This is a genomic window from Permianibacter fluminis (genome assembly GCF_013179735.1).
Taxonomy (GTDB): domain Bacteria; phylum Pseudomonadota; class Gammaproteobacteria; order Enterobacterales; family Permianibacteraceae; genus Permianibacter; species Permianibacter fluminis.
Genome location: NZ_JABMEG010000002.1, coordinates 541,269 through 555,230 on the forward strand (window position 1 = coordinate 541,269; position 13,962 = coordinate 555,230).

A 13,962-nucleotide genomic window follows, 5' to 3' on the forward strand; every position below is an offset into this window, starting at 1 on the left:
CCGCCCGTTTTTCGACAGGGCGTCCCGAACGTCGCGGAAAGCAGCGTTCACCCATAATTTGTTCACGCAAGACCGCGCGCATTTTTCGCAAAATCTGCGTTTTTTCGAGAATCGTGGCACTTCTGACCACCGTGCAATCACCGGAGCACAACAAGATGGAAAAAATCTGGCTGCAGCATTACCCACCGGGCGTGCCGCACGAGATCAATCCCGAACAATTCCCGTCCCTGGTTGAACTGTTTGAAGACAGCGTCCGTCGCTTTCGTGATCGGCCGGCGTTCAGCAATCTCGGCATTACCCTGACATTCGCCGAGCTCGACAAAGCGACCCGCGATGCGGCGGCGTTTTTCCAGCAAGAATGGAACCTGGGCAAAGGCGACAAGCTGGCGCTGATGATGCCCAACCTGATCCAGTATCCGGTGCTGTTGTTCGGTGCGTTGCGCGCCGGCATCACTGTGGTCAACGTCAATCCGCAATACACCCCGCGCGAACTGGAACATCAATTGCGCGACAGTGGCGCCACCGCCATTGTCATTCTGGCCAACTTTGCTCACACCCTGGCTGAAGTCCGGCACGAAACGCCGGTCAAGCACATTTGCGTGACCGAGATTGGTGATGCCTGTCCGACCTTGAAACGAATGCTGGTCAACAGCGTCGTGAAGTATGTGAAAAAAATGGTGCCGCCTTATCAACTGCCGGGGGCGATTGGCTATCGCACCATCGTCGGCAAGGGCGCCAGTCTGCCCTTCAAACCGGTAGCGGTCGGGCCGGACGATTATGCCTTCCTGCAATACACCGGCGGCACTACCGGCGTGTCCAAAGGTGCGGTGCTGACCCATCGCAACATGGTTGCCAACGTGCTGCAGGCCTCCGCCTGGCTGAAGCCGTTCCTGGAAGAAGGCAAAGAGATCATCATCACGGCCTTGCCGCTGTATCACATCTTTTCGTTGACGGCGAACTGCATGACTTTCATGCACGTCGGTGGCGAAAACGTTTTGATCACCAACCCGCGCGACATGCCCGGCTTTATTGCCGAGCTGAAAAAATGGAAATTCACTGCGCTGACTGGCGTCAACACGCTGTTCAACGGCTTGCTCAACACGCCCGGATTCAGTGAGTTGAATTTCAGTACCTTCAAGCTGGCGCTGGGCGGTGGCATGGCGGTGCAACCGGCGGTGGCGGAGCGCTGGCAAAGCGTGACCGGCAAGCCCTTGCTGGAAGCGTACGGCCTGACCGAAACGTCGCCGGCGGTCACCATCAATCCGCTCAATCTGAAAAGCTATAACGGCACCATTGGCCTGCCGGTGTCATCGACCGAAATCAGTTTGCGCAACGATGCCAACCAGGAAGTGGAGATGGGCCATCCGGGCGAGCTGTGCGTGCGCGGTCCGCAAGTCATGCTCGGTTATTACAACCGTCCGGACGAAACCGCAAAAGTGCTGGACCCGGATGGTTGGTTGCATACCGGTGACGTCGCCATTTACGACGAAAAAGGCTTCTTCAAGATTGTCGATCGCAAGAAAGACATGATTCTGGTCTCTGGCTTCAACGTCTACCCGAATGAAATCGAGGCGGTGGTATCGGCGCATCCGGGCGTGCTGGAAGTGGCGGCGATTGGTGTGCCGTCAGAGGCGACCGGCGAAGCGGTCAAAGTGTTCATCGTCAAGCGCGATGCCAATCTGACCGAGCAGCAAGTGATCGACTTCTGTCATGACAAACTGACCGGCTACAAACGACCGAAGCAGGTCGAGTTCCGGACCAGCTTGCCAAAGAGCAACGTCGGCAAAATCTTGCGCCGGGAATTGCGCTGAGTTGGCATATCTTGCAGGAGTTGTGCTGAGTTGAATGAAGTAACGGGTACTGATCCGGCGCTTGCGCCACAGCTTTCCGGAGCCACTTCCGGGGTGGCTTCCGGCGTGACTTCCGGATTGACAGAAACAGGCGCGGTCTTGACTGCGCCTGTTGCTTTTCCGGTGGTCACCATCAGCGACGATCTGGCGCTGGCCACCGCCTGCGCACGCTGGCGCACCTGCCCGGCGATCGCGCTGGATACCGAGTTCGAACGGGTCAGGACCTTCTGGCCAAAACTGGCGCTGATCCAGTTGTGCGATGGCGAGTACGTCGCGCTCATCGATCCGCTGACCATCAGCAACTGGACTCCGTTTGCCGAGCTGCTGCGCGACCCTAACGTGGTCAAAGTCATGCACGCTGCCGGTGAAGATCTGGAAGCCTTTCTCGGCGGCTGCGGTGAAGTGCCGGCGCCGTTGTTTGATACCCAGACCGCGCTGGCCCTGATCGGCAAAGGCGTGTCGCTGGGCTATGGCGCCGCCGTGCAATTGTATTTTGGCATCACGCTTGCCAAGGACATGGCACGCACCGATTGGCTGATGCGACCGCTCAGCGATGATCAGCTGCGTTATGCCGTTGCTGACGTGACCTATCTGTTACCGATCTGGCAGGACTGCGCGCAGGCTTTGCAGCAGCGACAGCTGGCCGATTGGCACCGTGAGGACAGCGAGTTTGCTGCCCGCCGACTGCAGCAGCAGGAACCGGCCGAATTTCTTTATCGCAAATTGAAAGCGGCCTTTGTGCTGCGTGGCCAGCAATTGGCGGTGGCGCGCGAGCTTTGTGCCTGGCGCGAAACCGAAGCGCGAAATCACAATATTCCGCGTGGCCATTTGTTGAAAGACGAAAGCCTGCTGCTGGTTGCGCAAAAAATGCCGCGCAACTGGCCGGCGCTGTCAGTGCTGGAAACGCTGCATCCGCGCGCGCTGCGGGTGCACGGTCAGGCCATCCTGAATGCCGTCGAGCGTGGCCTCAATTGCCCGCAAGCGCAGTGGCCGGCACCGGTCCGGCGCCTGCTCGATGTGCCCAACGGCAAAGCTGCGCAAGACGCCATGGTGGCGGCTGTTGCTGCTTTTGCCAGCACGCGCGGCATTCCGGCCGAACTGGTTTTCAGCCGGCGGGTGCTGGAAAACCTGCTGCTGGCAATTGTCGATGGCCAGCCCTATCCGCCGCCGATGTGGCAGGGTTGGCGCCGCGCTGCGGTACAATCTGCACTGGCCAGTGAATTGACCAGCTTCGGGATTGCGTTGCCGGACTGGTGGTAAGCCCTTATCCCTCGCGGTGGTTGTGCCGGCATCGCTCGGGCAAACACCGCTTTTTGCCTGGACATTGATTGTGAAGTGTTACATCTATCGCAGCAGCAAGCAGGACGAAATGTATCTTTACCTGCGTGAGCGGGATCAGTTCGATACCGTTCCTGCGGAGCTCCTGAACCGGTTCGGCAAAGCCGAATGGGTCATGGAACTGGATTTGGCCAGTCGAAGCAAATTGGCCCGGGAAAATATCGATCGGGTTCGCGCAGCGTTGCAGGAACGCGGTTTTTATCTGCAGTTGCCACCGCAAATCGAGGCGCATCTGGATGACGGTGATTAAGCCACGCGGGCCAGTTTTGCCCGGCATCATGATGCTGGCGCTGCTTGCCGGTTGCGCCGGCAAGGCAACGCTGTCGGCGCCGGTTGTTACTCCAACACAGGCAATCCCGCCAGCGCAGGTGGTCACGGCAACACCGGCGGTTGCCAATGCAGTCGCGCCGGATCCAGCCGTCAGCAATGCGGATGCGGCGGCACAAGCCGAGGCGGAAGCGGCTGCATTCGCCGCTGGCTGGCCGGCGTTTCGCGATGAGTTGCGTCAGAGCGCGCTGAGCGCCGGCATTTCCGAACAGACCGTTGCCGCCGTGTTTGCGGATCTGCAGTTGCTGCCACGCGTCGTCAGTCAGGATCGTGCCCAGCCGCACACGGTTCTCAAGCACGAAGACTATCTGCAGAAAGTCATCACCGAGGAAAAAATCCAGCGTGCCCGCGAGCGGTTTCGTGAGCATGCTGACTTGCTCGGCAAGCTGGAAGCCGAATACGGTGTCGAAGGCAAGTTCATCATCGCGCTGTGGGGCGTTGAAAGCAGCTTTGGCCGGGTCATGGGCAAGCACCATATCCCGAGCGCCCTGGCGACCATGGCGTATGAAGGGCGGCGCCGGGAATTTTTCCGCAAGGAGTTTCTGGCCAGCTTGCGCATTCTTGATGACGGTCATATCGAAAGTGCCAACATGCGCGGCTCCTGGGCCGGCGCGATGGGCCAATGCCAGTTCATGCCAACGAGCTTTTTGAATTTTGCGGCAGACGGTGATGGCGATGGCCACAAGGACATCTGGACCAACACCGCCGATGTGTTGGCATCCATCGCCAATTATTTGCACAAGAATGGTTGGCGCCGTGGCGAAACCTGGGGTCGGCAAGTGCGGCTGACGGAGGCGCTGACCTTGACGCCGGCGCAACTGAAAGAAGCGCGGGCATTGTCGGAGTGGCAGGCACTGGGCGTGCGCCGTGACACCGGTGCCGATTTGCCCGAACGTGATCTGCCGGCGCGCTTGTTGCTGCCGGAGAACGACGCCGAGCGAGCCTATCTGGTTTACAACAATTACGATGTGCTGCTGCGCTGGAACCGGTCACGCCATTTCGCGACTTCGGTGGGCTATCTCGCCGAACGTATCGGTTATCCGCCAGTGGTGCCGGAAGCGACGCCGCCGACTGACAGTGCTACTAGCAGCGGCAGCAGTGCAGGTAATCCTGCTGGAGTGACGGAGTCTCCATGACTGAACAAACTTTGCTGAGCTATCGGCATCAGTTTCTCGATGGCCGGATCTGCGAGTTGCCGGTGGGCAAAGCCGTTTGTGTCGGCCGCAATTATGCGCAGCACGCCAAAGAGCTGAACAACCCGGTGCCCGAGCAGCCGCTGCTGTTTCTGAAGCCCAGCACCAGCATGGTGCCCTTGTCGCCGTCGTTTTCGTTGCCGGCCGACGCCGGTGACTGTCATCACGAACTGGAAGTGGCGTTGCTGATTGGTCAGCGTCTGACTGCTGCAACCGCCGAGCAGGCGCGCGCGGCCATCGTCGGCGTATCGCTCGGTTTGGATTTGACCTTGCGTGATCGGCAACAGGCCTTGAAAACGGCCGGCCATCCCTGGGAAATTGCCAAGGCGTTTGATGGCGCCTTGCCGTTGGCGCCGTTTCTGGATCCGACCGCGTTGCCGGATCTGACGGCGCTGGAATTCTCGCTGGAAATCAATGGCGCGCTGCGTCAGCACGGCAGCACGGCCGACATGCTGACGCCGATACTGCCGCTGCTGGTGTACATGACCCGGTTTTTTACCTTGTTGCCCGGTGATGTCGTGATGACCGGCACGCCGGCTGGTGTGGCGGCGCTGCGCGCTGGCGATCAGCTGGTGCTGACGCTGGCGGATCGTGCCCGCTTTGTCACCCGGGTTGCGTGAGCTGCATGACTGACAGCCGCAAAGCCCCGTTTTGGGAAAGCAAAGCCTTAACCGAGTTGACCGCCAAGGAGTGGGAGTCGCTCTGCGACGGTTGTGGCAAATGCTGCACTTACAAATTGGAAGATCATGATACCGGCGAACTGTATCAGACCGAGGTCTGCTGCAAGCTGCTGGATACCCATGGTTGCCAATGCAGCAATTACAAGCATCGCAAACGCTATGTCAGCGATTGCGTGCAGCTGACGCCGGACAATATCCTGACTTTCAACTGGCTGCCGGACACCTGCGGCTATGTTCGCGTTGCCAAGGGCTTGCCGCTACCGGATTGGCATCACCTGATTTCCGGCGATCGCGAGGCGGTGCATCGCGCCGGCATTTCAGTGCGTGACAAGGTGATGTCGGAAGAAGTCGCCGGGCCGCTGGAAAAACACATCATTGCCCGGTTCAAATAGACGCTTCAGGCAGGATATAAAAAAACAAACCCCGCGAATGCGGGGTTTGTTTTTTCGGCGCACGGGATTTAGAAATCCATGCTGAGTGACAAGACAAAGCCGCCGTCGCTGTAGACGATATCAGCAAAGTCATCGTCGCCTTCGTCATCAATATCCGTCTTCTGGTAGCTCAGCTCAGCGTTGATCGAGCCCAGTGTTGTGGCAACGCCAACTTTGTAATGGTTGTAGCTGTCGCCTTCTTCCGGATCATTAACGGTGAATTCGAGGGGAATCGACCAGTCATCATTGATGGCCGCACTGTAAGTGGCCTTGATACGGGAGTTGGACAAGCCCGAGTTGATCACATCATCGGCGTACCAGTATTTCAGGGTCAGGTTCTCTGCAAAGGTGACGCCGAAATAAATTTCGTTGTAGTCAATGTCGTCGCCGCTGGGCAGATACTTGTAGAACACTACGCCGACATCGAACGCCACATCATCGCTACCAAATCCGTACCCGACATACCAGTCGGTTTCGAGATTCGAGTCGGAGCCTTCACCAAAATCGACCGTCGAGGCCCATGCGCCGGCGTACAGGCCTGATTCTGCCGACCAGTCGACGCCACCTTGCAGTGCCGGACCGTTATCAGTTTGGCTGATACCGTCGAACACATAATCCGACACCACGGCGACATTGCCGGTCACTTCTGCCATTACGCTGCCTGAACCCGCCAGAATGGCGGCGGCGACTGCTGTCCGTACCCAGTTTTTATTGATCATGTACTGTCTCCTCGGTTGCGCTTGGTTTGTCTTGCTCTTCTTTAACGTACGTCTTACCAAAGCTACGACGGCTGGCTGCAGCTCTGCCCATACTCGATTCGGTCCTGGGCAGGGAATTCTTGTGCGCTGCCAAAGACTTGCCTGCCTGTGGACTACACTTGATGACACTACTCACTTGTTTAGCGAAAAGCTACACGTGTTTAAATTCTTAGTCCACTGCCTGAACGCCATTGCGGCCATTTTGCCCATGCTGCACCGCAGCGGTTGCACCCTTCTGGTGCTGGCCGCCCTGAGTGTAGCTCCAGTTTGGTCCGCCGAACCGGGTCCGGATGTCCGGGTGGTGGTGGATATCTCCGGCAGCATGAAGAAAAACGATCCCGGCAACCTGCGGGTGCCGGCCGTCAAGCTGCTCAGCAATCTGTTGCCGAGCAATAGTCGTGCCGCAATCTGGACATTCGGTCAGTACGCGACGGAATTGGTCCCGAGTCAGCCGGTCAGCCCGGCTTGGCAGCAGCAAACCCTGTTGGCAGCCGACAAGATCGGTTCGACCAGCATGTTCACCAACATTGGCTTGGCACTGCAGCGTTCGACCAAAGACTGGCAGGCGCCGGCGACCGGGCCGCGTCATGTGATTCTGCTGACTGATGGTGTCGTCGATATTTCCAAGAATGCGACCGACAATCAGGTCGCCCGCGACGAGCTGCTGAACCAGATTCTGCCGGCGCTGAAAGCCACCGGCGCCAAACTGCACACTATTGCACTGAGTGCTGATGCCGACGCGGCGCTGTTGCAACAGCTGGCGCGGGAAACCGATGGCATGTTCGAGCGCGCCAACAATGCCGATGAGCTCAATCGCATTTTTCTGCGTTTGTTCGAGCAGGCCGCGCCGCGCGATGCGCTGCCGCTGTTCGATAACGGCTTTCTCGTTGATGGCAGCATTGATGAAATCACGGTGCTGGTTTTTCGCAAAACTGGCGCTACTGCCGCGTCCTTGCTGGGTCCGGACGGCACCAGTCATAGCCTCGACAAGCATCCTTCCGAATGGCGCTGGCACAGCGATGCTCGCTACGATTTGATCACCGTTGCCAAACCTGCCGCCGGACAATGGCAGATTCAGGCCGAAGTGGATCCGGATAATCGAGTGCTGGTGGTCAGCAAGCTCGGTTTGCACGTCGCGGCGGTACCGACGCTGGCACTGGCGGGCGAAAAAATTCACTTTGATTTGACCCTGACCGAAGATGGCGTGGCGATTACCCGCGCCGATTTTTTGAAACTGGTGGAAGCCAAGGTCAGCATCAAGGCGCCGGAGCCGGCCCCCGGTTATCAGCGCGAGGTGGTGCTTGCCGATGCCGGCGGCGGGCACTTCAAAGCCGATTGGGAAGTGCCGGCGCTCGATGCCAATTACCAACTCGCCGTTGAAGCCAACGCGCCGACTTTTCAACGCGTGCGCAAATTCAATTTGCAGGCCGTGGCGACACCGGTGCAGGCCGTGGTTGCGGTCGATGAGCATGGCGTGGCCACTGCCACATTCGAGGTCTCGCCGGAATTGTTCAAACCCGACAGCATCAGCCTGACCGGCCAGCTCGAATTGCCGGATGCCAGCAAGCAGCCGCAAACCCTGACCGGTTCGGCGCTGGCGTGGCAGGCCGTGATGCCGGGTCAGGCCAACGGCCGCTACCGCCTTCACTGGCGCTTCGATGCGTTGACCGTGGCCGGGCGACCGATTGTCATGGAAGCGGCGGCATTGGAATGGCAAGTCGGCGAGGCCGCTCCGGCCGCACCGGCAGAAAAGCCGGCACATGCCGCCGAGCCCGCGCATGAAGAGCCAGCCACCGAGCACACCGCCGAAGCGGAGCCGGATGCTGCCAGTCATGCCGAAGCGCCAGCCGAGCCTGAGAAAGGCGGCACGCCATGGCTCATCATTGGTATCGCCATCAATCTGGTGTTGGTGGGGATAGGCGTGGCGTTCTGGTGGGTGCGGCGCCGGCACAAGCAAGCCGCCAGTGTCATCGACAGTGCGCTGGCGGACGATGAGGATGCGCCGGCGTGAACAACCCGTTGTTGATGGTGCTGGCGCTGAGTGGTCCGTCGGTTCTGATCGCGATCGTGTTGGCGGTGCTGCTGATCAAACGCAAGGCGCAGGACCGCGCCGGAGTCGAGCGTTTGCTGGCGGCGGTCAAAGCCGCCGAGAACGATTATCGGCAGGCGGTGCAGCTGCGGCTGGTCGACAAACTGAAATTGCCGGACGAACAGGCCGGGCCGGAAGCCGACAAGCTGGTCAAGCAGCGGCGCCAGTATTTCAAGCAATTGTTGTCGGCGCTACTCAATCGCGATCCGGCGGCACTGGGGCAGGTTGAACCGGCGCTGAAAGTGTTCAGCGAAGCGCATCTGAAATTGCTCGCTGAACTGCCAAGCGCCGGCGTAGCCGCGCCCGCTGCGGTGATTGCCTCGCTCATTCCGGCAGCACCACCATCCGACGCCCCGGACATGCAATGGCGCATGGAAAATGATCGGCTGCGTCGAGAAGTCAGCCTGACCCTGTCGACGCTCAACAATATTTTTGCCGAATACGCCTCGATGTTTGGCGATGAAAACACCCGTCGCGACATGAGTCTGGAAGAAATACTGTCCTCCATGCAGAAGTTGGCCGAAGGCGAGCAAAACGCACCGACCGAAGTGGATGCGGCCGGCAACGCGCCGTTGTCTGCGCAACCTGCCGGTGAGGCTGATCTGGCGGCGGACGAGGCGGGGTTGGACTCCGATGTACTTAACGAGTCCGACGATCCGGCGCTACGGTCAATTCAGTCGGACCCGTTCGCGGAGACTGCGTCGCCCGCATCCGCCAATGCGGATGCGTCTGCCAGTGACGAAGCCGGCAGCGAAACTCATAACGACGATCCACCGAGCAGCGAACCCCGGTCGCAATGAGCCCGCGATCACGCCGCCGCCATCATCCGGTTTCGGCCAGCAACGCCCCGACAAGCTCCGCCAGCTGGGTCGGAACTGGCACCAGCATCTAAGCCCAACGGGTAGCCCGAAAACCGTTAGCAACCCCAGCGGTCTGCTCTCCTTCGCTCATGCAAAGCCACGGCTTTCGCTCAGAAATTGAGCGCTGATTGCTGCGAAGTCCCCGGTTTTTCACGCGCTGTGGCAATTCTCGGCTTGGCCCTGATTCCGCGTTGACAGCCCAAGGGCGCCTGCGTATCATGCGCGCCTCGCCTAGGGGCCCCTGCACTGCAGTGGTCGCGAAGCAATCGGTGGAGCGGTAGTTCAGTTGGTTAGAATACCGGCCTGTCACGCCGGGGGTCGCGGGTTCAAGTCCCGTCCGCTCCGCCACTTATTCCTTACAACGCCGTGCTCTGCACGGCGTTGTCGTTTCTGGATTTCGAAAGCCTGTTGCCGGATTTCGAAAGCCTGTTGCCGGATTTCGAAAGCTCGTTTCGGACATTCAAAATCGCGTTTCTGCAAACTGAACACGCGTTTCTGCCAATCGAAAACTCCCTTGTTGCCGTTATTTCCAAGCGCTGTTGTCACCTGGCGTTGATGCGGCGTGTGATGTCTTCCGCCAGCGGCAAAACCGCTTTGCTTGCTTGAATGGCGCCGTTCAGCGCGGCGGATTTGCGTCAGAAAAACAAAAGCCCGGCAATGCCGGGCTTTTGTTTTTACGCCACCAGTCGCGTCAGGCAACTTTTTCCTGACGGGCGGCCTGCGGCGTGCGCAGGAACTGCGCGCGTGGCAGATCGGCCGGATCAAAGTCATCCACTGCAATGATCTTCTGGCGACCATATTCCTGCCGTTGCAGCAGGGTGATCTCGTCTTCGCTGACTTTTTCGGCAGCGATGGCGCGGGCCAGCAAGTCGGCCGGCAACAGCGATTTGGCGTCCGGCAATTCATTGCGCAGCCGCTTCCAGATCGGCTCGGCGGCGACGGTGTCGCGCAGCACTTTATCCAGCACGGCGAAGCTGTTGTGTTCGGTCGGCTGCAGATAAATGCCGCTGACCAATTCGCCGCGGGCCAGACCCGGGTTCAGCAGCAGCCGCGCAACCTGATGACCAAGCTTGTCGCTCGGTGCCCTGAACGAACGGCCATACGGGAACACCAGTCGACGCAGCGCGCGCCCGACGAGCCGGCTCGGGAAGTTGTCAGCCAAGCCGTAAATGGCTTCCTGTGCAGTATGCAGCGAGTGTTCGACGGCCCACTGCACCAACGGCTTGTCGTGCTCCGGACTGCCCTTGTCGTGGAAGAATTTCAGCACGCTGGAGGCAATGTAGAGATGGCTCAGCACATCACCGAGGCGTGCCGACAGTTTCTCTTTGCGCTTCAGTTCGCCACCGAGCACTGCCATGCTCATGTCACTCCACAGCGCCAGCGCCGCCGACAGCCGTGACAACTGCTGGTAATAGCCGGAGCTGAAATCGCTGACCGGCGTGGCGGTCAGTTTGGCCGCGGTCAAACCGAGCCAGAACACCCGCACCTTGTTGGAAATGGCGAAACCGATATGGCCCCATAGCGCGGCATCGAATTCGCGCAAAGCGGCTTTCGGATCCGGGTTTTGTGCTGCCTGCATTTCGGCCAGCACATACGGATGGCAGCGGATCGCGCCCTGACCGTAGATGATCAAATTGCGGGTCAGGATGTTGGCGCCTTCGACGGTGATGCCGATCGGCTGTGACTGATAACCGATGCCGAGATAGTTGTTCGGTCCGAGGCAAATGCCTTTGCCGCCATGCACATCCATGGCATCGGTAATGGCTTTGCGGCCCATCTCGGTGCAGTGGTATTTGACGATGGCACCGGCCACCGACGGTTTCTCGCCGGCATCAACGGCAGCGGTGGTAAAGGTGCGCACGGCATCGGCCGCGTAAGCCATGCCGCCGATGCGGCCGAGCATTTCCTCGACCCCTTCCATGTAACCAATCGGCAATTTGAACTGCTGACGGATGCGGGCGTAAGCGCCGGTGGCGTGTGCCGCAACTTTGGTGCCCGCAGTGCCGGAAGCCGGCAACGAAATGGCGCGACCCGCCGACAAACATTCAACCAGCATGCGCCAGCCCTGACCGGCCATTTTCGGCCCACCGATGATGTAATCGAGCGGCACGAACACATCGGTGCCCTGCGTCGGCCCGTTCATGAACGGGATCGACAGTGGCCAATGCCGGCGACCAATTTTGACGCCCGGCGTGTTGGTTGGGATCAGCGCGCAGGTGATGCCGTAATCGGTTTCGCCGCCGAGCAATTGCTCCGGATCATGCAGCTTGAAGGCAAGGCCGAGCACGGTCGCGACCGGTGCCAGCGTGATGTAGCGCTTGTTCCAGGTCAGCCGCATGCCGAGCACTTCTTTGCCGTTCCACTGGCCTTTGCAGACGATACCGACATCCGGAATCGAGCCGGCATCAGAACCCGCTTCCGGCGAAGTCAGCGCGAAGCAGGGGACTTCTTCGCCTTTGGCCAGACGCGGCAGGTAATGGTTCTTTTGCTCTTCGGTGCCGTAGTGCAGCAGCAGTTCGGCGGGGCCGAGCGAATTGGGCACCGCAACGGTCGAACCCAGCGTTGGGCTCGCCGAATTCAGTGCGATCAAAATTTGCGAGTTGGCGTAGGCCGAGAATTCGCGGCCGCCGTATTTGCGCGGAATAATGAAGGCAAAGAAGCCTTGCTCTTTCAGGTATTGCCAGACTTCCGGTGGCAAGTCGGCGCGCTCATGGCTGACTTCCCAATCGCGGGTCATTGCGCAAACGGTTTGCACCGGGCCATCAAAGAAGGCCTGTTCCTCGGCTGACAGTCGCGGTGCCGGCAGCGCGTGCAATTCTTTCCAGTCCGGTGCGCCGGAGAAAATCTTGGCTTCCCACCAGGTGGTGCCGGCTTCCAGCGCTTCTTTTTCGGTGCGCGACAGGCTCGGCATCACTTTGCGATACAGGCCGAGCAGCGGTGCACTCAGCAGCGCGCGTCGAACCGGGGTCAACAGCATCAAAATCAGCACGCCGGCGATAAACCAGGAAAACAGGCTGATGCCAAAGAAATATTTCCAGATCGCCATGGCCAGCAGCGCGACAAGTGCCGAGCTCACCAAGGCAAAACGGTGGTAGGCACAGAAGCCCAGAAAAAACAGCAGGAGGGTCAAGCCAATCACGGTCGTCATGGTGAATGCCTGTAAGTGGTCGGAGCAGTCCGGGAAAGCTACTCCCGGCTGGCCGGGCTCGTCAAGAGCGGCCGCGGGATCAAAGCGCTGAGTTACAGCATAGCGCGGTCGGGTCGGTGCTATTGCTGATGCTGACAAAAGTCGCCGGCGGTGGCGCCGGAGCTCATAAAATTCCCTGAATCGGTGACGGCTGTGCTTGCTGGCGGCGCGCGCTTTCGCCACCATGCCGGCCTGCGCTGGCGGCACGCGGCAGGCAGCGGCTGTTGTCCCTGCTGGCCGTTTTGCCAGCAGCCATCGCCACTCTGCAGCAAGCAGCGAAAGCCCGCTGCAGTGGCGCACTATTGCCGGCACGGCCGGCAGCCCGCATGGCGAGCGCAGTCATTTGAAACGGCCTCCCGGATCAGGAAAGGAACAGCAGGCAATGGCACACCAACTTGCGATCGCCGTGGTGCACGGCATGGGCAGCGCTGATCAGCATTACTCGGTCGAGCTCAAGCACCGGGTGACCGAGAGCTATGTTCGCGGCGGCAAAGACCGCAACGAAGACGAGCTGGTCTGGCAGGAAATTTACTGGGGTGATCTGGTTCAGGAACGGCACGCGCACACACTGAAAGCGGTCAACTACAAAAATGACTTGGCCTATCCGGGCCTGCGCGAGCTGTTTGTCGATTACCTCGGCACTTCGCTGGCGTACCGGCCGCAATCGGGCTATCCGATGTACCCGGCGCTGCATGCCCGCATCAAGGAGCAGCTGGCCAAGCTGGCGACGCATCGTCGCATCGACCCGCAGCAAACACCGTTGGTGGTGCTGGCGCATTCGTTCGGCTCGGTGATTCTGTCGAATTACATTTACGATCTGCAGATTGAGCAGGCGCGCATCGGCGGCCTGATCAAGGGCTTGAGCGCGTTCGAGCAATTCCACACGCTGGCCGGGTTCATCACCTTTGGCAGCCCGATGGCGGTGTACGCCGATCAACCCGGCGATTTCAACCGGGCGATTCGGGTCAAAGGCGCCGGTCTGACCGAGCCGTTGAAAGAAAAAGTGAAGTGGCTGAACTTTTACGACAAGGACGACATCATCGCCTATCCGCTGAAAGGCATTAACGAGGCCTATTCGCAAGCAGTCAGCGATGACATCGAAATCAATGTTGGCAGTCCGGCTACCTCGTGGAATCCGGGCTGTCACAACGGCTACTGGGAAGATCCGGATTTCTACCGGCCGGTCGCCCAGTATCTGGGCGAGTTGCGCGGCGCGGCCGGGAAATAATTTTCGAAGCGTGAGGCGAGT

Annotated in this window: 11 protein-coding genes and 1 tRNA gene; 10 read left to right on the forward strand and 2 right to left on the reverse strand. The window is 59.7% G+C overall.

Annotation, left to right across the window (positions count from 1 at the left end; translation table 11 throughout):
• Positions 1-155: 155 nt before the first annotated feature.
• The 6 genes from HPT27_RS17635 to HPT27_RS17660 all read left to right on the forward strand — a co-directional run bounded on the left by HPT27_RS17635 (position 156) and on the right by HPT27_RS17660 (position 5,780).
• Positions 156-1,811 (forward strand): AMP-binding protein, encoded by a 1,656-nt coding sequence (locus HPT27_RS17635; protein ID WP_172246426.1) that lies wholly within the window; start codon positions 156-158, stop codon positions 1,809-1,811.
• A gap of 138 nt (positions 1,812-1,949) precedes the next feature.
• The gene (gene rnd, locus HPT27_RS17640) at positions 1,950-3,110 is read left to right on the forward strand and encodes a ribonuclease D (protein WP_172246205.1); all 1,161 of its coding nucleotides are present in this window, start codon (positions 1,950-1,952) and stop codon (positions 3,108-3,110) included.
• A gap of 70 nt (positions 3,111-3,180) precedes the next feature.
• Positions 3,181-3,438, forward strand: a complete 258-nt coding sequence (locus tag HPT27_RS17645) for a YcgL domain-containing protein (protein ID WP_172246207.1) — start codon at positions 3,181-3,183, stop codon at positions 3,436-3,438.
• A complete protein-coding gene (locus HPT27_RS17650; RefSeq protein WP_211198096.1) occupies positions 3,425-4,651 on the forward strand; it encodes a lytic murein transglycosylase in 1,227 nt (408 codons plus the stop codon). Before HPT27_RS17645 ends, HPT27_RS17650 begins: the two co-directional genes overlap by 14 nt.
• Positions 4,652-4,665: 14 nt before the next feature.
• On the forward strand, positions 4,666-5,328 hold the full coding sequence (locus tag HPT27_RS17655) for a fumarylacetoacetate hydrolase family protein (RefSeq protein WP_172246430.1): 663 nt from the start codon (positions 4,666-4,668) through the stop codon (positions 5,326-5,328).
• Positions 5,329-5,333: 5 nt separating this feature from the next.
• On the forward strand, positions 5,334-5,780 hold the full coding sequence (locus tag HPT27_RS17660; RefSeq protein WP_172246209.1) for a YcgN family cysteine cluster protein: 447 nt from the start codon (positions 5,334-5,336) through the stop codon (positions 5,778-5,780).
• 68 nt (positions 5,781-5,848) lie between these two features.
• Here the strand turns inward: HPT27_RS17660 and HPT27_RS17665 are convergent, their stop codons facing one another.
• The gene (locus HPT27_RS17665; protein WP_172246211.1) at positions 5,849-6,538 is read right to left on the reverse strand and encodes a TorF family putative porin; all 690 of its coding nucleotides are present in this window, start codon (positions 6,536-6,538) and stop codon (positions 5,849-5,851) included.
• A gap of 196 nt (positions 6,539-6,734) precedes the next feature.
• Here HPT27_RS17665 and HPT27_RS17670 point away from each other — a divergent pair, with 196 nt between their 5' ends.
• From HPT27_RS17670 to HPT27_RS17680, 3 genes are all read left to right on the forward strand, one after another.
• Positions 6,735-8,588 carry a VWA domain-containing protein gene (locus HPT27_RS17670; RefSeq protein ID WP_172246213.1) on the forward strand — a complete coding sequence of 618 codons (1,854 nt, stop codon included), beginning with the start codon at positions 6,735-6,737 and terminating at the stop codon, positions 8,586-8,588.
• Positions 8,585-9,466, forward strand: coding sequence for a hypothetical protein (locus HPT27_RS17675; protein WP_172246215.1), 882 nt, complete (start codon positions 8,585-8,587; stop codon positions 9,464-9,466). The genes HPT27_RS17670 and HPT27_RS17675 overlap by 4 nt, the downstream gene beginning before the upstream one ends.
• Before the next feature lie 331 nt (positions 9,467-9,797).
• Positions 9,798-9,874 (forward strand) — tRNA-Asp (locus tag HPT27_RS17680).
• Positions 9,875-10,217: 343 nt separating this feature from the next.
• Here the strand turns inward: HPT27_RS17680 and HPT27_RS17685 are convergent.
• Positions 10,218-12,674 carry an acyl-CoA dehydrogenase gene (locus HPT27_RS17685; protein WP_172246217.1) on the reverse strand — a complete coding sequence of 819 codons (2,457 nt, stop codon included), beginning with the start codon at positions 12,672-12,674 and terminating at the stop codon, positions 10,218-10,220.
• 421 nt (positions 12,675-13,095) lie between these two features.
• Between HPT27_RS17685 and HPT27_RS17690 the strand changes: the two genes are divergently transcribed.
• A complete protein-coding gene (locus tag HPT27_RS17690; RefSeq protein ID WP_172246219.1) occupies positions 13,096-13,941 on the forward strand; it encodes a hypothetical protein in 846 nt (281 codons plus the stop codon).
• The last annotated feature ends 21 nt before the right edge of the window (positions 13,942-13,962 follow it).